Source organism: Halomonas salipaludis, from assembly GCF_002286975.1.
In the GTDB taxonomy this organism is placed as follows: Bacteria; Pseudomonadota; Gammaproteobacteria; order Pseudomonadales; family Halomonadaceae; genus Franzmannia; species Franzmannia salipaludis.
In genome coordinates this window covers 74,753-93,775 of the sequence record NZ_NSKB01000007.1, presented here as the reverse complement: position 1 = coordinate 93,775, position 19,023 = coordinate 74,753, and the positions used below count along the sequence as shown (strand labels likewise).

Genomic DNA, 19,023 nt, shown 5'->3' with positions numbered 1-19,023 from the left:
CTCAGAGCGCGGCGATCTTGTCGCGCTGCTCGACCAGCAGCCGGCGCGCGGCCTGGAAGTCGGCCAGCTTGCCGCGCTCCTTCTCCACCACCGCCTCCGGCGCCTTGGCGATGAAGCCCTCGTTGCCGAGCTTCTTCTCGATGCCACCGATCAGCTTGTCCTGCTTGTCGATCTCCTTGGCCAAGCGGGCGAGCTCGGTGTCCTTGTCGATCAGGTCGGCCATCGGCACCAGCACTTCCATTTCGCCGACCAGCTGGGTGGCCGAGAGGGGCGCCTGAGCCGGGTCGTCGAGCCAGCTGACGCTCTCCAGCTTGGCCAGCTTGGCGAGGAACGGGCGGTTGGCTTCCAGGCGCTGGCGGTCGGCGTCGCCACCCTTGGTGAGCAGAACCTCCAGCGGCTTGCCCGGGGCGATGTTCATCTCGGCGCGGATATTACGCACCGCCACGATCACACCCTTGAGCCACTCGATATCGCGGGTCGCCTGCTCGTCGATCTTGCTCTCTTCCGGCTGCGGCCAGGGCTGGTTCATGATCGAATCACTACCGTCGCCAGCGGCCTTGCCGGCCAGGGGTGCCACGCGCTGCCAGATCTCCTCGGAGATGTAGGGCATCATCGGGTGGGCCAGGCGCAGGATCGCCTCGAGCACGCGCACCAGGGTGCGCCGGGTGCCGCGCTTGGCCTCGGAGGCCGCTGCGTCATCCCATAGCACTGGCTTGGAGAGCTCCAGGTACCAGTCGCAGTACTCGTTCCAGACGAAGTCGTAGAGCGCTTGCGAGGCGTGGTCGAAGCGAAACTCCTCCATCGCCTTGGTGACCTGGGCTTCGGTCTGCTGCAGCCGCGAGACGATCCAGCGATCGGCCAGCGACAGCTCGACGTCGCCACCGGCTGCGCCGCAGTCCTCACCCTCGGCGTTCATCAGCACGTAGCGCGAGGCGTTCCACAGCTTGTTGCAGAAGTTGCGGTAGCCGTCCAGGCGGCCCATGTCGAACTTGATGTCGCGCCCGGTGGTGGCCTGGGAGAGGAAGGTGAAGCGCAGCGCATCGGTGCCGTGGGGTTCGATGCCCTCGGGGAACTCGGCGCGGGTCGCCTTGGCGATGGCCTTGGCCTTCTGCGGCTGCATCATGTTGCCGGTGCGCTTCTCGAGCAGGTCATCCAGGGTAATGCCGTCGATCAGATCGATGGGGTCGAGCACGTTGCCCTTGGACTTGGACATCTTCTGGCCCTGGCCGTCGCGCACCAGGCCGTGAACGTAGACCTGCTTGAAGGGCACCTCGCCGGTGAACTTGAGGGTCAGCATGATCATCCGCGCGACCCAGAAGAAGATGATATCGAAGCCGGTGACCAGCACGCTGGAGGGGTGGAAGGTCGCCAGCTCTGGGGTCTGCTCCGGCCAGCCCAAGGTGCCGAAGGTCCACAGGCCCGAGCTGAACCAGGTGTCGAGCACGTCGTCGTCCTGGGTCAGGGCGATCTCGTCACCCAGGCCGTGCTTCTTGCGAGCCTCGGCTTCGCTGCGGGCCACGTAGACGTTGCCCTCGCTGTCGTACCAGGCGGGAATGCGGTGGCCCCACCACAGCTGGCGCGAGATGCACCAGTCCTGCAGATCGCGCATCCAGGCGAAGTACATGTTCTCGTAGTTCTTCGGCACGAACTGGATATCGCCGCTCTCCACCGCCTCGATGGCCGGTTTGGCCAGGCTCTCCACGGCGACGAACCACTGGTCCGTCAGTAGCGGCTCGATGACGTCGCCGCTGCGGTCGCCGTAGGGCAGGGTGTTGTTGACCGCCTCGACCTGCTCGAGCAGCCCGGCGGCCTGCATGTCGGCGACGATCCGCTCGCGCGCCGCGAAGCGGTCGAGGCCGGCATAGGCCTGGGGCAGGCTTGGGTCGATATCGGGCAGCGGGCGGCCCTGGATGTCGAAGGCTTCGGCCTGGGCAAGGATCGCCGCATCCTGGGTGAAGACGTTGATCAGCGGCAGCCCCTGGCGGCGGCCCACTTCGTAGTCGTTGAAGTCGTGGGCGGGGGTGATCTTCACGCAGCCGGAGCCCTTCTCCATGTCGGCGTGCTCGTCGGCGACGATGGGAATCCGGCGCCCCACCAGCGGCAGTTCGACGTACTTGCCGACCAGCGAGGCGTAGCGCGGGTCCTCGGGGTTCACCGCCACGCCGGTGTCGCCGAGCAGGGTCTCGGGGCGGGTGGTGGCGACGACCAGGTAATCGAGACCGGCATCGGTCGTCACACCGTCGGCCAGGGGGTAGCGGAAGTGCCAGAACTGGCCCTGCTGGTCGCGGTTCTCCACCTCGAGGTCGGAGATCGCGGTGTGCAGGGTGGGGTCCCAGTTGACCAGCCGCTTGCCGCGGTAGATTAGGTCCTCTTCATAGAGGCGCACGAAGGTTTCCTGGACCGCCTTGTAGAAGCCGTCGTCCATGGTGAAACGCTCGCGGCTCCAGTCGACGCTGGCGCCCATGCGGCGCAGCTGGCGGGTGATGTGCCCGCCGGACTCGTGCTTCCACTCCCACACCTTGTCGATAAAGGCGTCGCGGCCCAGGTCGTGGCGGGTCTTGCCCTCTTCGGCGGCGACCTTGCGCTCGACCAGCATCTGGGTGGCGATACCGGCGTGGTCGGTGCCCACCTGCCACAGGGTGTTGTGACCCTGCATCCGCCGCCAGCGGATCAGGGTGTCCATGATGGTGTCCTGGAACGCATGACCCATATGCAGGCTGCCGGTGACGTTGGGCGGCGGGATCATGATCGCGTAGGGCTCGCCTTGGCCGGACGGCGCGAAGCGGCCGTCGGCTTCCCAGCGCTGGTACCAGCGGGATTCGATCTGCTCGGGTTGGTAGGTCTTGTCCATGGGGCGTTCCGGGTCCAGAAATGGTCGCCGCCGGGGCGTGGCGCCGGGCGGCAGGAAATCGTCGAGGCGTGCGAAAAATGGCCACGATTATAGCGCGATGAGGCGCTAGGCGTCAGCCTGGTAGCCGAGGGATGAGGCGACTACGCTGCGCGGGGGGCGCCGGGGACAGGTCGTAGCGGAGGTTCCGATGCCAGGGATGGCATCGGTAGCGCCCATGGATGGTTTACAGCGCCTCCGCGAAGACCTGTCGACGGATCAGCCCCGAGCGTCACAAGGCAGGGGGTAACCGCGATAGTTAGCCACGCTGAATAGTCGCAACCGTCACCCTCGACCCTCTTGCCCCGCCAACTGGTGCGCCTTGACCGGGTAGCCGCGGTCCTTGTAGGTCTTCCAGCAGGCGCGCTTGGCCCTCAGCACCTCCTGGTGCTGGTTGATGATCTCGGCGACTCGTTCGAAGCGCGAGAACCATTCGGGGATCTCGGGATGCAGGTTGAGCATCGCCTGGGGGTGCTCCTCGGCGGGATCCGGCGGCCCCTGCCAGCCGATCACCACCGGCACCTGGCTGGCCATCTCGCTGCCGGCCAGGGCGTGGGGCACGTAGGCGTCGGGGCGGAAGGTCCACAGCAGCTCGTCGAGCTGACGGGCCATGGCCTCATCCTCGGCGTGCAGGTGCAGGCGGTAGCCCTTGCGCTGGATGGTCTCGGTGAGCCGGCAGGCGAAGGCCAGCCGGGCCTCCAGCGTGGTGTCGGGTAGGACGTAGAAATCAACCTGTGTCATACGGCTCGCCAAAAGGTGTGCTGATTGTGACGCCGAGGGCTGGGGTTCACCCGGCGACAGGGCCGACGAGGGGGCACTACTTGCGCCCTGCTTCGCTCTCGCATCCTGCTCCGCTTGCAGGACCGGGGCTGGCCATCCATGGCCAGCCCGTTCGGAGGAATCCTCCTCACCCATGGCGCAAACCTCCGCTACGACCCGCCCGGCGGCGCCCCGCCACGTCGGTGGGGGGCGTAACCGCTGTGAGAGCTGCTATTACACCAGCCGGGTCAGCCAGCCGTGGGTGTCCTCGGCGCGGCCGTACTGCAGGTCGAGCAGGGTGCGGCGGATCTGCTTGGCCACCGGGTTGTCGCTGGGCTGGCAGCGGATGCGCTCGTCCTCGCCGACCAGCTCGCCCACCGGGGTGATCACCGCGGCGGTGCCGCAGGCGAAGACCTCGGTGATCTCGCCGGAGGCGGCGCCATCGCGCCACTCGTCGATGCTGATATGGCGCTCTTCCGGCTGCAGGCCGGCGTCGCGGGCCAGGGTCAGCACCGAGTCGCGGGTCACGCCCTCGAGGATGGTGCCGGTCAGCTTGGGGGTGACGATACGGCCGTCCTTGAACACGAAGAACAGGTTCATGCCGCCCAGCTCTTCGATCCACTTGTTCTCGGCGGCGTCGAGGAAGGCGACCTGGCCGCAGCCGTGGGCCTCGGCTTCCTTCTGGGCGGCCAGCGAGGCGGCGTAGTTGCCGCCGCACTTGGCGAAGCCGGTGCCGCCGGCGGCGGCGCGCTTGTAGTTGGCCGACAGCCAGATCGACACCGGCTCGACGCCGCCCTTGAAGTAGGCCGCTGCCGGCGAGGCGATCACGTAGTAGTCGACCTCGTGGGAGGGGCGCACGCCGAGGAAGGTCTCGCTGGCGATCATGAACGGGCGCAGGTAGAGGCTGCACTCGTCGGCTTCGCTGGCCGGTGTCGGTACCCACTCATGGTCCTGGGCGAGCAGCGCCTTGAGCGAGCCGATGAAGTCCTCGTCGGAGAGCTCAGGCAGCGCCAGCCGGCGTGCGCTGCGGCGGAAGCGCTCGGCGTTCTTTTCGGGGCGGAAGGTCCACACCGAGCCGTCGGCGTGGCGGTAGGCCTTGATGCCCTCGAAGATCTCCTGGCCGTAGTGCAGCACCGCAGCGGCGGGGTCGAGGGTCAGCGGACCGTAGGGGCGCACCTCGTGGCCGTGCCAGCCGGCATCGAGGGTCCAGCGGATATGCGCCATATGGTCGCTGAAATAGCGGCCAAAACCAGGGTTGGCAAGGATGTCCTTGCGAATGATGTCCGCCGTGGGTTGGGCGTTGGGCAGTTGGGCAAAGCTTGCAGTGGGCACGGCAAAGGGTCTCCGCTACCCCTGGGGCGCGGCAATGGCCTCAGGGTGATACAGGAACACCGAGTCGCGTGGGCGACTCGGTGCGTGAAAGCATGTCAGGCCTCCCATGAGAAAGTCGCCGCGCAAAAAAGGCAACCCCCTGGGAAGCTCAGGCATCACTCGGCGTCGGTTTCGACCTCGGCGTCGGCTTCGCGATCGAGCAAGTACTGGGTCAGCAGGCCCACCGGGCGGCCGCTGGCGCCTTTCTGCTTGCCGGAACTCCAGGCGGTGCCGGCAATGTCGAGATGCGCCCAGGGGAACTTGTCGGCGAAGCGTGACAGGAAGCAGGCCGCGGTGATGGTGCCCGCCGGGCGCCCGCCGATGTTGGCCAGGTCGGCAAAGTTGGAGTCGAGCTGCTCCTGATACTCGTCCCACAGCGGCAGGTGCCAGGCGCGATCCCAGGCGGTCTCGCCGGCCTCGAGCAGGTCCAGCGCCAGGTCGTCGTCGTTGGACAGCAGGCCGGTGGCGTGGTGGCCCAGGGCGATGATGGCGGCACCGGTGAGGGTGGCGATATCCACCACGCTGGCGGGCTGGAAGCGCTCGGCGTAGGTCAGGGCGTCGCACAGTACCAGGCGCCCTTCGGCGTCGGTATTGAGTACCTCGACGGAGAGGCCCTTGAGGGTCTTGATGATGTCGCCGGGCTTGGTGGCCTTGCCGTCGGGCATGTTCTCGGCGGCGGCGACGATCGCCACCAGGTTGATCCTGGGGCGGAGCGCCAGCACCGCGTTGACGGTGCCGAACACGCTGGCTGCGCCGCACATGTCGAACTTCATCTCGTCCATGTTTTCGCCGGGCTTGAGCGAGATGCCGCCGGTGTCGAAGGTGATACCCTTGCCGACCAGCACATGGGGGGCATCGTCGGGATTGTCGGCGCCCTGGTACTTCATGACGATCAGCCGCGTAGGCTCGGCGCTACCGCGTCCCACCGACAGCAGCGAGCCGGCACCCAACGCTTCCAGCGCCTCTTCGTCGAGGATCTCGACCTCAAGTGCGCCGCCGGAGCCCTTGCCCAGCGCCTCGGCCTGCTCGGCCAGGTAACGCGGGGTACACACGTTGCCCGGCAGGTTGCCCAGGGTGCGGGTGACGTTGATGCCGGCACCGATGGCGGCGCCGAGGCGCGCGCCCTGCTTGGCCGCCTCGGCGTCTTGGCCATCGCCGACCAGTAGGATGACGCGCTCGAGCTTGGCTGCGGGCGCCGGGTCGGACTTGAATTCGACGAAGCGATAAATGGCGCGCTCGGCGGCTTCCAGGGTCATGCGTGCCTTCCAGGCACAGCCGTGCTCGCCGACTGGCACATCGGTGAAGGCCGCCGCGGCGTCGCTCACCGGCAGCTTGGCCAGGGTGGTGAAGGCGGCGTCCAGCGCCTTGCGGAAGGCGGCCTCGTTGCATTTGTCGCGCTCGCCCAGGCCCACCAGTAGCAGGCGTTCGCCGCTGACGCCGGGGGCAAAGGGAATCATCTGCACGTTACCGAGCCCGGCGCTGAAGTCGCCGCGCTCGATCAGCTGTCCAATCAGCCGCTCGCTGGCATCGTCGAGCTTGGCTGCAGCTGGCAGCAGGTCGCCGTCCTTGAATACCGGTACCACGAGACAGGCCGTCTCGACCTTGGCCGGATTGGCCGTCTGAACAGTGAATTCCATGACGTCTCCACAAGACAAGCGAAAGGGGATTCTGGATAATGCCGGCACGACGCCTTGCCGCAGCCGAATGCCGTCCAGTGTACGCAATGCGCTGCGCCATTGCATGGGGAGCGATACCTGCCCTGCATGGAGCACCGGGAGAGTTTCTTGATCATATTTCGCTACCTGACCCGCGAGATCCTGCTGACCATGGCCGCCGTGGCCGGGGTGCTGTTGCTGGTGATCATGGGCAGTCGTTTCATTCGCTACTTTACCGATGCTGCCGAGGGCGATATTCCGGCCAGCATTCTCGGCACCCTGATGCTCTACCACCTGCCGGGCTTTCTCGAGCTGATCCTGCCACTGGCCTTTTTTCTGGGCATCCTGCTGGCCTACGGGCAGCTCTACCTCAACAGCGAAATTACCGTGCTGGTCGCCTGCGGCACCAGTCCGCGGCGGCTGCTGACCATCAGCCTGGTGCCGGCCACCCTGGTGGCATTCCTGGTGGGGCTATGCAGCTTGTGGCTGACACCGGCAGGGGCCTTCAACAATGCCGTGACCCTCGAGGAGCAGCGTAGCCAGCTGGATTTCTCGGCGCTGGCGCCGGGACGCTTCCAGGACCTGGGCGCCGGCCGCACGGTCTACGTGGAGGGCTTTACCGATAACCAGACGCGCATGCAGAACGTCTTCATCAGCGAGCGCCAGCGGCGCACCGACGGCACCCCGGAAGACAGCGTGACCCGCGCCCAAAGCGGCTATCAGACCGTCGACGATGAGACCGGCAGCCGCTTTCTGGTGCTGGCCGACGGCGAGCGCTATAGCGTCGACCCGGGGCGCTTCGAGGCCGAACGCCTGGAGTTCGCCACCTACGCGGTGCGCCTCTCGCGCGCCGATGAAGTGGTCGAGATCGACTCCCCCGAGTACGCCTCCACCGCGGCGCTGCTGGGCAGCGACGACAGCCGTGCCCACGCCCAGCTGCAGTGGCGCTTCGGGTTGCCGCTGATGGTCTTCATCCTGACCCTGATGGCAATGCCGCTATCCAAGGTCAATCCGCGCCAGGGGCGCTTCGCCAAGCTGCTGCCGGCGATCTTCCTGCATATCAGCTACCTGAGTCTGCTGCTCGCCGCCCAGGACGCCATTGGCCGCGGCGCGCTGTCGGCGGCGGTGGGCATGTGGCCGATCCACGCTGCCTACTTGGCCCTTGGCCTGGTAATGATGCAGCGGGCACAGCACAAGGGGATGCGCTGATGATCGCCGACCGTCTCGACCGCTATATCGCCCGCAACGTGCTGGGCGCGATCATCGTCGTGCAACTGGTGCTGCTGGGGCTCGACCTGGTGATCACCTACATCAACGACCTCGATGACGTCGAGGGGAACTACGGCGCCTTCCAGGTGCTGCTCTACTTGATCATGCGCCTGCCGTGGCGCTTCTATCAGTATGCCCCGGTAGGCGTGCTGATCGGCGCCTTGATCGGCCTGGGTAGCATGGCCTCGAGCAACGAGCTGACCGTGATGCGCGCCGCCGGGCGCTCGCTGTCGCGGATCCTGTGGGGAGTGATGAAGCCGATCATCCTGGTCGTGGTGGTCGTGCTGCTGGTGGCCGAATACGTCAGTCCGCGCACCGAGCAGTTTGCCAGCGCCTGGCGCATCGAGCAGATGCAGGGCGAGGGCGCCGTGCTCACCCAGCGCGGCGGCTGGCAGCGCGAGGGCGATGCGGTCTACCGTTTCGGGGCGATCCGCGGCGACAACACCGTGCTCGATCTGACCCGCTACGAGTTCGAGGGCGAGATCCTGCGGGCCGCGACCACTGCCGAGCGGGCGGTGTGGAACGACGGCCACTGGGTGCTGGAGGAGGTCTCGATCACTCGCTTCGAAGACGCGCGCACCGAGGCCGAGTCCCTCGATCGGCTCGACTGGCAGACCAGCCTCACGCCCGACCAGCTCGGGCGCCTGCTGCGGCCGGTCAACAGCCAGGCGCCCAGCGAGCTGTGGGCCTACGCGCGCTACCTGCAGGAGCAGGGGCTGCAGTCGACTCAGCCGCTGCTCTACTTCTGGCAGAAGATGCTGATGCCGCTGACTATGGCCTCGCTGGTGCTGGTGGCGGCCTCGTTCGTATTCGGTCCACTGCGCACCGTGGCCGCCGGTACCCGGGTGTTCTACGGCGTGGTGGTCGGATTGTGCTTCAAGTATCTGCAGGACCTGCTGGCGCCGGCCTCGACGGTGTTCGGTTTCTCACCGGTGTGGGCGGTACTCGGGCCGACGCTGATCTGCGCCAGCCTCGGTTTCTATCTATTACGACGCTCGGGCTGACACGAGGACACCATGCGACGACGCTTTACCGATCTCGACCGCGTATGGCCGGCCGGTCTCGGCCGCCGGCTGGGTGCGATGCTCTACGACAGCTTCCTGGTCATGGCCATCTGGGTGCTGCTGGCCTTTATTGCGGTGGCGCTCAACCAGGGCGAGGCCAACGAGTCGCCGCTGTTTCACAGCCTGCTGTTCGTCACCACCTTCGCCTTCTTCGCTTTCTGCTGGATGCGTGCCGGCATGACGCTGGGCATGCAGGCCTGGCGGCTGCGCGTACAGACCCCGGACGGCGCCAGCATTACCCTGGTGCAGAGCCTGATCCGCTTTCTGGTCGCCTGCCTGTCGCTGGCGCTGCTGGGCTTGGGCTACTGGTGGGTGCTGTTCGACGGCCAGCGGCGCAGCTGGCCGGATATCGCCTCCGGCACTGAAGTCGTGGTGCTACCCAAGCCGGAGAAGAGATCTATCTAACCAATAGGTCGTAGTTGCACTTGCAATAGGCTCTGCGAATCATTTACATTCGGTATGTGGATGATCAGCGAGGTGATGGCATGTACGTGTGTCTGTGCAACGGGGTAACCGACAAGGCGATTCGCGAAGCCGTAGATGGCGGCGCGCGCAGCTGGCGTGAAGTGCGCGAGTCCACCGGTTGTGCCACCCAGTGCGGCAAATGTGCCTGTGTCGGCAAGGCGCTGACCCGCGAGGCCGTTGTCACCACCATGGTCGAGGCCAGCCAGGACCTTGCCTATGCCGTGTGAGGCTGGCTGGCGTCCGTCAGTCATTGCCATCCGCGACTTTTCACAAATGCGAGAGCGTCTCGCTAACCTCCTGTCCTGATTGGATTTTTTGCCTTTTCTCGGTTTTTTGTCGATACTGGTGCCATGACGTCGCGGCCTGCGGCGACTCTAGCGTTTAGTGTCATGCACTTAGGAGAGGATCGATGAAAGGCGACGCCAAGGTCATCAAGCACCTGAACAAGGCCCTCGGTAACGAGCTGGTAGCCATCAACCAGTATTTCCTGCATGCCAAGATGTACAAGGACTGGGGCCTCAAGGCGCTGGCCAAGTGGGAGTACGACGAGTCCATCGAGGAGATGCAGCACGCCGATCGCCTGATCGAGCGGATCCTGTTCCTCGAAGGCGTGCCCAACCTGCAGGATCTCGGCAAGCTGCACATCGGCGAGAATGTGCGCGAGATGCTCGAAGCGGACCTCAAGATCGAGCACGACGGTCGCAAGGACTACATCGAGGCCATCACCTACTGCGAACAGGTCAAGGACTATGTGACTCGCGATATCTTCCGCGAGATTCTCGCCGACGAAGAAGACCATATCGATCATATCGAGACCGAACTCGGCCTGATCGACAAGGTTGGCATCGAGAACTACATGCAGCGTCAGATGCAGATGGCCGGCGACGAGTAACGCGCTAGCCGAGCCGCAGCGAATCACGACACCGGCCCCAGGGCCGGTGTCTTGCGTTGAGGATGCACGCGGTGCCGGTATTGCTGAATGTTCTATGCTGGTGCATGGGCGGGCGGCGCCTGCACCGGGGTGGCGCAGTGAGGTGCCGAGATGCCCTGCATCGACCCTTGCCGTGCAGGGGCTGCGAGCAACAGCCCGCGATGGCAAGAAACCTGCATACTCAATGATGACAATCTTGTATACCGAGGCCCATGCCATGCACCGAATCCTGTCACGTAGCCTGCTTCTCGGCACCACGCTTGGCGCCATCCTGCTGAGCGGCACCGCCAGCGCCGCCACCGATATTCGCTTCCAGCTCGACTGGCGCTTCGAGGGGCCGTCGGCGCCCTTTCTGATGGCGGTGGAGCGCGGCTACTTCGAAGAGGAGGGGCTCAACGTCGAGATCGACTCCGGCAGCGGTTCGGCGGGAGCCATCAACCGGGTCGCCAGCGGTGCCTACCAGATGGGCTTCGGTGATCTCAATGCACTGGTCGAGTTCCTGGCCGAGAATCCCGACGGCCCGGGCATCCAGGGCGTCTATGTGGTCTATGACGGCTCGCCGGCGGCGGTCTTCGCGCGCAAGGACCGCGATATCGAGACGCCCGCCGACCTGGCCGGCAAGACCCTGGCGGCACCCACTTTCGATACTGGCTATCGCGCCTGGGGCATCTTCGCCAATGCCAACGACCTCGACGCCGATGCCGTGACCTGGCAGAACGTCGACCCGGCACTGCGCGAAACGCTGCTCGAGCGCGGCGACGTCGATGCCATCACCGGTTTCTACTTCACCAGTCTGCTCAACCTCGAGGCGCGCGGCATGCAGGAGGGCGAGCTGACCATCATGCCGTTCCCCGACTACGGTGTGCCGCTCTATGGCAATGCGATCATCGCCAGCGAGCAGTTCTCCGAGGAGAACCCCGAGGCGGTGGAGGGGTTTCTGCGCGCCTTCAACCGGGCGCTTGCCGAGACCCTGGCCGACCCCGAGGGTGCCATCGACTATGTGCGCAACCGCGACGGCCTGATCGACGTCGAGCTCGAGACGCGCCGCCTGAAGCTTGCCATCGAGGGCGCCATCGATACCGAGGACGCCCGCGCCCACGGCGCCGGTGCCATCGACGAGGCGCGCCTGGACGAGGCGATCCGGCTGGTTGCCGAGGCTTACGACCTGCCCGAGGTGCCTGGCGCCGAGCGGGTCTTCACCTCGCGCTTCCTGCCCGCCCAGGAAGACCGCATGATCTTCGCCGACTGAGCCCAGGGTTGCCATGACCGCCACTCCCACCGAGCTGCGCGCCGCCGAGGCGGCGCGCAGCGAGCATGCCTTCGTCGACTTCGACGACGTAAGCCTCGCCTACGACGCTAGCGGCAACGCCATCGAGGACATCAGCCTCTCCATCCGCGAGGGCGAGTTCGTCGCCATCGTCGGCCCCTCGGGCTGCGGCAAGTCGACCTTCATGAAGCTCTGCACCGGTCTGCACGGGCCGACCCAGGGCAGCGTGCGGGTCGCTGGCGAGCCGGTCAGCGGGCCGCTCAAGATCACCGGCATGGCGTTCCAGAACGCCAACCTGCTGCCGTGGCGCACCACCCTGGATAACGTGCTGCTGCCGCTGGAGATCGTCAAACCCTACCGCTCGCAGTTTCGCCGGCGGCGCGGGGAGTTCGTCGGCTGGGCACGCGACCTGCTGCAAACCGTGGGGCTGGAAGGCTACGAGGACCAGTACCCCTGGCAGCTCTCCGGCGGCATGCAGCAGCGCGCCTCGATCTGCCGCGCGCTGATCCACCAACCCAAGCTGCTGATGCTCGACGAGCCGTTTGCCGCGCTGGATGCCTTTACCCGTGAAGAGCTGTGGTGCGTGCTGCGCGACCTCTGGCAGACGCAGCGCTTCACCGTGGTGCTGGTCACCCACGACCTGCGCGAGGCGGCCTTCCTGGCCGACACTGTGTATGTGATGAGCAAGCGCCCGGGGCGCATCGTCGAGCGGCGCGAAATCGACCTGCCGCGCCCGCGCGAGCTGGAAACCACCTATCGCGAGCCCTTCACCACCCTGGTGCACGAGCTGCGCGCGCAGATTGGCGAGATACGCGGAGGTGCGGCATGAAGGCCACCACCAAGGAGCGTCTGGCGCCGTGGCTGGCGGTAATCGCGCTGCTGGTGATCTGGGAGGGCACGGTGCGCCTGCTGGACGTACCGCCGTTTCTGTTTCCCGGCGCCTGGGACACCTTCCAGGCCATGATCACCTTCGCCGGACCGATCGGCATGCACTCCTGGCAGACCCTGTGGACCACCCTGGTGGGGTTCGCGCTGGGCGTGGTCGTGGGGCTGGCGCTGGGCTTCATCGTCGGCTCGTCGCGCTTCATGTACCGCGCCTGTTATCCGCTGCTGGTGGGCTTCAACGCCATCCCCAAGGTCGCCTTCGTGCCGATTTTGGTGGTGTGGTTCGGCATCGGCTCGGTACCGGCGATCCTCACCGCCTTCCTGATCTGCTTCTTCCCCATCGTGGTCAACGTGGCCACCGGCCTGGCGACGCTGGAGCCGGAGATGGAGGACGTGCTGCGGGTGCTCGGCGCCAAGCGCCTCGACGTGCTGCTCAAGGTGGGGCTGCCGCGCTCGCTGCCGTACTTCTTCGCCTCGCTCAAGGTCGCCATCACCCTGGCCTTCGTCGGCACCGTGGTCTCCGAGACCGTGGCCTCGAACCAGGGCATCGGCTACCTGATGATGAGCGCCGGCTCGCAGATGCGCATGCCGCTGGTATTCGCCGGGCTGATCGTGATCAGCGCCATGGCCATGGTGATGTATGAGCTGTTCGCGCTGCTCGAGAAGCGCATGACCCGCTGGGCGCACCGCGGCCAGGATCGCTGAGCGCCGACTCTCCGGCCGCAGCGGCTGTCACCGAGCTGTAAACCAAGCGCAGTACCCTCGATGAGAATGATTCTTTGAGGGTATTCCCATGCACAAGCGCTTCCCAGGATCCGTGCTGGCATTGCTTCTGGCTGGCCTGGCGCTGCCGGCTCTGGCCGACCAGAAGCTGGTGCTCTACACCAGCCAGCCCAACAGCGATGCCCAGCAGACCGTCGACGCCTTTCAGGCGGCCTATCCGGAGATCGAGGTGGAGTGGGTGCGCGACGGCACCACCCGCCTGATGACCCGGCTGCGCTCCGAATTGAGCGCCAACGTCAGTAACCCCGACGTGCTACTGATCGCCGACAGCATGACCATGGAATCCCTTAAACAGGAGGGGCACCTGCAGGCCTACCTGAGCTCGGAACGCGAGGCCTACGACGCCGAGCTGTACGACCCGGAAGGCTACTACTACGGCACCAAGCTGATCACCACGGGTATCGTCTACAACACCGGTGCCGAGCATCAGCCACACAGCTGGCAGGAACTCATCCAGCCCGAGTACGCGGGGCAGGTGACCATGCCGAGCCCGCTCTATTCCGGCGCCGCGCTTATCCACATGGCGGCGGTCGAGGCCCATCCCGAGCTGGGCGAAGGCTATTACGAAGCGCTGCAGGCCAACCGTACCGAGGCCCAGGGCGGCAACGGCGGGGTGTTCAACGCCGTGGCGGCAGGCACCAGGCCCTACGGCATCGTGGTCGACTTCCTGCCGATACGTGAGGCGGCCAAGGGCTCGCCGGTGGAATTCGTGTTCCCCGAAGAGGGGGTGAGTGCGGTAACCGAGCCGGTTGCCATCATGCAGGAGGCTCGCAATCCCGAGGCGGCGCAGCTGTTCGTCGATTTCGTGCTCTCGCGGGCAGGGCAGCAGCTGGTCAGCGAGCAGGGCTACCTACCGGCGCATCCCGAGGTTGCTCCGCCGGCAGGCTTTCCCGACCGCGACAGCATCGCGCTGATGCCGCTCGACATCGAAAGCGCCCTGGCCAGGGAAGCCGCACTCAAGCAGCGCTTCGACGACCTGTTCGGCGGCTGAGCATGGCGCCGGGTCTCACTGATGGCAGCCAGCAGCGTTGGCTGCTCACCCTGCTGATGCTCATCATCGTGGCGTTGAGCCTGGTGCCCAGCCTGCGCCTGCTAATAGAGGCGCTGGGCGACCTGGCCCAGGGCAGCGAGTCGCCGCTGTGGCGGGTGCTGCAGGCCGAGAGCACCTGGCGGGCGCTGTGGCGCAGCCTCTATACCTCGGGGCTGGGTATGCTGATCGCACTGCTGCTGGGCAGCCTGTTCGCCTTCGTGATCACTCTCACCGATATCCGCGGCAAGGCCTGGCTGGTGTTCTGCTTCATGCTACCGATGATGATCCCGCCCCAAGTCACGGCGCTGAGCTGGCTGCAGCTGTTCGGCCCGGCCAGCCCGCTGTTGAAGAGCATCGGCATGGCGCCGCCGCTGGGCAGCCCTCAGCCGCTCTACTCGGCCGAGGGCATCGCCCTGCTATTGGGGATCCAGAGTGCGCCGTTGGTGTTCCTGGCGCTGCGTACGTCGTTGCTTTCGCTGCCCCGCGAACTGGTCGAGGCCGCACGCATCAGCGGCGCCCGCCAGTCCCAGGTGTGGGGGCAGATCATCCTGCCGGTGACCCGCAGCGGCCTGGTCGCGGGAGGTGCCATGGCCTTTATCTCGAGCCTGGGCAACTTTGGGATTCCCGCCATGCTGGGCATCCCCGCCGGCTATTACGTGCTGCCGACCCTGATCTACCAGCGCATGGCCAACTTCGGCACCGGTGTGCTGGCCGAGATGGCTTCGCTGTCGCTGCTGATCGGTGCCCTGGCGCTGGCCGGGGTGGCGCTGCAGCAGGCGTGGATGAAGCGCAGCCGCTTTGGCTTGGTGGGGCACGGTGGCCGCGCCCACGACTTCGCGCTGGGGCGCTGGCGTGGCGGCGTGACCGTGCTGCTGGTGGCGGTGCTACTGGCCATTCTGGTCGCGCCCTTGGCGGCGCTGGTGGTGAGTTCGCTGGTGCCCGCCATGGGTGTGCCGCTCTCCTGGGAGACCATCACCCTGAACGCCTACCACGAGGTGATCGGCCGCCAGGGGGCGACCTGGCGTGCGGTGCACAACAGCCTATGGCTGGCGGGCAGTGCCGCCGTGGTGCTGATGCTGTGTAGCCTGCCGCTAGCCTACCGCCTACAGCGTCTGCCGCGGCGCTGGCAGGGCCTGGCGCTGAGCGCCATCGAGCTACCCTATGCGCTGCCCGGTGTGGTGCTGGCGGTGGCCTGCATCCTGCTCTTCGTGCGCCCCATTCCGGTAGTCAATATCGCGCTCTACGGCACCCTGGGGCTGATCTTCGTTGCCTACCTGGCGCGCTTCCTGGTGGTGTGTCTCAAGCCGGTGGCCGCCGGCCTCGCCCAGCTAGACCCCTCGCTGGAGGAGGCGGCCCAGCTTGCTGGGGCCGGCCCCTGGCGGCGCTTGGGCGGCATCGTGCTGCCGCTGGTAGCGCCGGCGCTGTTCGCCGGCGGGCTGCTGGTGTTCCTGCTGGCGGTGAACGAGCTGACCGTCTCGGCGCTGCTGTGGAGCGCCGGCAACGAGACCCTCGGCGTGCTGATCTTCAACCTGGACGAGGGCGGCGAGAGCGTGCTGGCCGCCGCGCTGTCGGTACTGGTGGTGGCGATGGTGGCGGCACTGATGCTGTGCCTGAGCCTACTGGCGCATCGCCTGCCCAGGGGAGTCGTACCATGGCAGGGTTGACCATCGAGAGCGTCTCCAAGCGTTTCGGCGAGCAGACCGCCGTCGATGCGCTCTCGCTGGAGATCGAACCGGGAGAGTTCGTCGCGCTGCTCGGCCCCAGCGGCTGTGGCAAGACCACCATGCTGCGCATGCTGGCTGGCTTCGAAGCCGTCAGTGCGGGTGAGATCCGCCTGGGCGAACGTACCCTGGCCAGCCGCGAACGGCAGCTGCCGCCGGAGCAGCGCAACATGGCCATGGTGTTCCAGTCCTACGCCCTGTGGCCGCACATGAGCGTGGCCGACAACGTCGGCTACCCGCTCAAGCTGCGCCGCCTGGGGGGCGAGGCCTACCGGCACCAGGTAGCGAAGGCGCTGGCCATGGTGGAACTGGAACCCTACGCCCAGCGCTCGCCACAGGAGCTCAGCGGCGGCCAGCGTCAGCGCGTGGCGCTGGCGCGCTGCCTGGTCACGGATCCCGACGTGGTGCTGCTCGACGAGCCACTGGCCAACCTCGACCGTCACCTGCGTGCGTCGATGGAGCTGAGCTTTCGTGATTTCCATCGCCGCACCCGGGCCACCCTGGTCTACGTCACCCATGACCAGAGCGAAGCCATGGCGCTGGCGGATCGTATCGCCGTGATGCGTGACGGCCGGCTGGCGCAGTGGGCCACGCCGCAGACGCTCTATCGCCAACCGCGCAGCGCTTGGGTGGCGGGCTTTATCGGTCAAGGCAGTCTGCTGAACGTCGCAGCAGGACAGCCGGGCGTGCGCCTGGAGGAAGCGGCGCTGATGCGCGGGCTGGCCGAGGTTGCCGCCGAGCGCACCCAGCCGCTGCTGGTGCGCCCGGAGCACGTCACGGTGCTGCCCGATGCGCCTTCACGTCAGGGGCTGCAAGCGCGGGTGGAGGGCGTGACCTTCCGCGGTGAGCGCTACGAACTGCACCTGCGTCTCGCCAGCGGTGAAACGCTGCTCGCCTATCATCCCGTGGCGCTTGGCGAAGGGCTTCAGGTGGGGGTGATCCTGCGCGAGGGCTGGTGCCTGGAGCGCGAAACATGAGCCGCCCGGCGGCTTTGGAGGCAGGAGGAGGCGAGATGCAGTCTGCTCCTGGGGTTGCGCTGCATCACATCAGAATGCCTTGATGAGTTCGAAGCGTGGCAGCGTCTCGCCCTGAATCTCGACCGTTTCGCAGAACATCTCGAGCGGCCGGACCCACAGGCCGTAGTCGCCGTAGAGGGCGCGATAGACCACCAGCGCTTCTTCGCTTTCGCTATGCTGGGCGACACCCACCACCTCGTAGTCGGCACCCTTGTAGTGGCGGTAGATGCCCGCGACCGGGCGCTTGGTATCATGCATCCTGAATCTCCTGAGAATCTGCTGCGTGCTTGGCAAGCCGCGCCATGACCCGCGCCGCGGCGGCGAAGCCGAAGGCGCCGGTGACGAAGGTAGCCGCGCCGAAGCCCGAGGCGCAGTCGAGTCGGGTGGCATCCCCGGTTCCCGGCTTGGTCAGGCACACCTCGCCGTCGGCACCCGGGTAGACCAGCTGCTCGTCGGAGTAGACGCACTCCACCGAGAAGCGCCGCTTGGGGTTGCGCGAGAAACCGAAGTCGCGGCGCAGCCGGGCGCGGACCTTGGCCAGCAGCGGATCGTGCTCGGTGCGGGTCAGGTCGGCGACCTGGATGCGGGTGGGATCGGTCTGGCCGCCGGCCGCGCCGGTCACGGTGATGGGGATCTTGCGCCGCTTGCACCAACTGATCAGCGCGGCCTTGGCCAGCACGCTGTCGATGGCATCCAGCACGTGGTCGGCGTCGTCGGGAATCCGCTCGGCGAGATTGCCCGGGGTGACGAACGCCGCGTCGGCGACCACCTCGATGCCGGAGTGAATCGCCCGGCAGCGCTCCGCCAGCACCTCGACCTTGGGGCGGCCGATGGTGCCGTCGAGAGCGTGGAGCTGGCGGTTGACGTTGGAGACGCAGACGTCGTCGAGGTCGATCAGCGTCAGCTTGCCGATCCCGGCGCGGGCCAGCGCCTCCACCGCCCAGCTGCCGACGCCGCCGACGCCGACCACCACCACATGGGCGTGGCGGAAGGTGTCGGCGGCGCGGCTGCCGTAGAGCCGGCGGATGCCGCCGAAGCGCAGGTCGTAGTCGTCGGCGTTGGCGTCGATATCGGTCATGGGGCGGTGGCGAAGGTCGGTGAGCCGGTGTCATGCCAGGCGATGTCATGCTGCGGCAGGTGGGCGGCCCAGCCGAAGCGCTCGAAGAGCTGCTGCATGTCCTCCTGCAGCGGTGCGCTGACCTGCAGCTGGCTGCCCTCCAGCGGGTGCGGAAAGCGCAGCTCGACGGCGGCCAGCAGCAGCCGCGGGCAGCCGAGCCGCTCCTTGAAGAAGCGATTGTGGTTGCCCTTGCCGTGCTTGGCATCGCCGATGATCGGGTAGCCACGCTGCGACAGGTGGCGGCGGATCTGGTGGCGGCGCCCGCTCAGCGGGCGCGCCTCGATCAGCGAATAGCGGCTGCTGGGGTAGCGGTCGACCTGCACCGGTAGCTCGACGCTGTCGAGGCGGCGGATCTCGGTGGCCGCCGGCATGGCCGGCATCTGTGCCTTGGGGCGGCTGCCGTCCTCCTCGCGCAGCGGGTAGTCGAGCCGCTCGGCTTCGGGGCCAACGCCGCGCACCACCGCCAGATAGCGCTTGGCGATATGCTGCTCGGCGAAGGCCTGGGTCAACGTCGCGGCGATCTCGGCGCTGAGCGCGAATACCATCACCCCCGAGGTGGGGCGGTCGAGGCGGTGCACCGGGTAGACCCGCTGGCCGAGCTGGTCGCGCAGCGTCTGCACCATGAAGCGCGTCTCGCCGCGGGCCAGGGCGGTGCGGTGGACCAGCAGCCCTGACGGCTTGGCCACGACCACCAGCGCCGCATCGCGATACAGGATCGGCAGCGGGGCGCAGGCGTCTCGGCTGGGGGGCGTGGCAGGCATGGCAGCGGCGTCTCGAAATGGGCGGCCATTGTCGCCGCTCGG

General features: G+C 66.8%; 18 protein-coding genes. 11 read left to right on the top strand and 7 right to left on the bottom strand.

The genetic code is table 11. The features are described from left to right. Position 1: 1 nt before the first annotated feature. The 4 genes from CK498_RS18400 to CK498_RS18385 form a co-directional block, all read right to left on the bottom strand. Positions 2–2,851, bottom strand: a complete 2,850-nt coding sequence (locus CK498_RS18400; RefSeq protein ID WP_095622316.1) for a valine--tRNA ligase — start codon at positions 2,849–2,851, stop codon at positions 2–4. 321 nt (positions 2,852–3,172) lie between these two features. Further along, positions 3,173–3,628: a DNA polymerase III subunit chi gene (locus CK498_RS18395; RefSeq protein WP_076749244.1), complete on the bottom strand. Its 456-nt coding sequence runs from the start codon at positions 3,626–3,628 to the stop codon at positions 3,173–3,175. Positions 3,629–3,880: 252 nt separating this feature from the next. Continuing rightward, complete coding sequence (locus tag CK498_RS18390; protein WP_095622315.1) at positions 3,881–4,978, bottom strand: branched-chain amino acid aminotransferase; 1,098 nt, start codon at positions 4,976–4,978, stop codon at positions 3,881–3,883. A 155-nt stretch (positions 4,979–5,133) separates the two neighbouring features. Beyond that, positions 5,134–6,654, bottom strand: coding sequence for a leucyl aminopeptidase (locus CK498_RS18385; RefSeq protein WP_095622314.1), 1,521 nt, complete (start codon positions 6,652–6,654; stop codon positions 5,134–5,136). Positions 6,655–6,801: 147 nt separating this feature from the next. Here CK498_RS18385 and lptF point away from each other — a divergent pair, with 147 nt between their 5' ends. The 11 genes from lptF (at position 6,802) to CK498_RS18330 (ending at position 17,064) form a co-directional block, all read left to right on the top strand. Then, positions 6,802–7,881, top strand: a complete 1,080-nt coding sequence (lptF, locus tag CK498_RS18380; protein ID WP_176475839.1) for an LPS export ABC transporter permease LptF — start codon at positions 6,802–6,804, stop codon at positions 7,879–7,881. Next, the gene (lptG, locus tag CK498_RS18375; protein WP_095622312.1) at positions 7,881–8,945 is read left to right on the top strand and encodes an LPS export ABC transporter permease LptG; all 1,065 of its coding nucleotides are present in this window, start codon (positions 7,881–7,883) and stop codon (positions 8,943–8,945) included. Before lptF ends, lptG begins: the two co-directional genes overlap by 1 nt. Positions 8,946–8,957: 12 nt before the next feature. After that, positions 8,958–9,410, top strand: a complete 453-nt coding sequence (locus CK498_RS18370) for an RDD family protein (protein ID WP_095622311.1) — start codon at positions 8,958–8,960, stop codon at positions 9,408–9,410. A gap of 80 nt (positions 9,411–9,490) precedes the next feature. Next, complete coding sequence (locus CK498_RS18365; protein ID WP_095622310.1) at positions 9,491–9,697, top strand: (2Fe-2S)-binding protein; 207 nt, start codon at positions 9,491–9,493, stop codon at positions 9,695–9,697. 182 nt (positions 9,698–9,879) lie between these two features. Beyond that, complete coding sequence (bfr, locus tag CK498_RS18360; protein ID WP_095622309.1) at positions 9,880–10,362, top strand: bacterioferritin; 483 nt, start codon at positions 9,880–9,882, stop codon at positions 10,360–10,362. Between the two features lie 223 nt (positions 10,363–10,585). Beyond that, positions 10,586–11,650 carry an ABC transporter substrate-binding protein gene (locus tag CK498_RS18355; RefSeq protein ID WP_229359134.1) on the top strand — a complete coding sequence of 355 codons (1,065 nt, stop codon included), beginning with the start codon at positions 10,586–10,588 and terminating at the stop codon, positions 11,648–11,650. 13 nt (positions 11,651–11,663) lie between these two features. Continuing rightward, on the top strand, positions 11,664–12,497 hold the full coding sequence (locus CK498_RS18350; protein ID WP_095622308.1) for an ABC transporter ATP-binding protein: 834 nt from the start codon (positions 11,664–11,666) through the stop codon (positions 12,495–12,497). Continuing rightward, positions 12,494–13,258 carry an ABC transporter permease gene (locus CK498_RS18345; protein WP_095622307.1) on the top strand — a complete coding sequence of 255 codons (765 nt, stop codon included), beginning with the start codon at positions 12,494–12,496 and terminating at the stop codon, positions 13,256–13,258. The genes CK498_RS18350 and CK498_RS18345 overlap by 4 nt, the downstream gene beginning before the upstream one ends. An 88-nt stretch (positions 13,259–13,346) precedes the next feature. Further along, entirely contained in the window at positions 13,347–14,327 is a 981-nt protein-coding gene (locus CK498_RS18340; protein ID WP_095622306.1) for an ABC transporter substrate-binding protein, read from the top strand. 2 nt (positions 14,328–14,329) lie between these two features. Then, the gene (locus CK498_RS18335; RefSeq protein WP_095622305.1) at positions 14,330–16,030 is read left to right on the top strand and encodes an ABC transporter permease; all 1,701 of its coding nucleotides are present in this window, start codon (positions 14,330–14,332) and stop codon (positions 16,028–16,030) included. Further along, positions 16,018–17,064 carry an ABC transporter ATP-binding protein gene (locus CK498_RS18330; RefSeq protein ID WP_095622304.1) on the top strand — a complete coding sequence of 349 codons (1,047 nt, stop codon included), beginning with the start codon at positions 16,018–16,020 and terminating at the stop codon, positions 17,062–17,064. Before CK498_RS18335 ends, CK498_RS18330 begins: the two co-directional genes overlap by 13 nt. Positions 17,065–17,133: 69 nt before the next feature. Here CK498_RS18330 and CK498_RS18325 read toward each other — a convergent pair whose 3' ends face one another. From CK498_RS18325 to CK498_RS18315, 3 genes are read right to left on the bottom strand one after another with little or no spacing between them, the layout of a single operon-like run. Continuing rightward, a complete protein-coding gene (locus CK498_RS18325; RefSeq protein ID WP_095622303.1) occupies positions 17,134–17,361 on the bottom strand; it encodes a DUF1653 domain-containing protein in 228 nt (75 codons plus the stop codon). Then, complete coding sequence (tcdA, locus tag CK498_RS18320; protein ID WP_095622302.1) at positions 17,354–18,181, bottom strand: tRNA cyclic N6-threonylcarbamoyladenosine(37) synthase TcdA; 828 nt, start codon at positions 18,179–18,181, stop codon at positions 17,354–17,356. Before tcdA ends, CK498_RS18325 begins: the two co-directional genes overlap by 8 nt. Continuing rightward, complete coding sequence (locus tag CK498_RS18315; protein WP_095622301.1) at positions 18,178–18,981, bottom strand: pseudouridine synthase; 804 nt, start codon at positions 18,979–18,981, stop codon at positions 18,178–18,180. Before CK498_RS18315 ends, tcdA begins: the two co-directional genes overlap by 4 nt. Positions 18,982–19,023 lie beyond the last annotated feature (42 nt).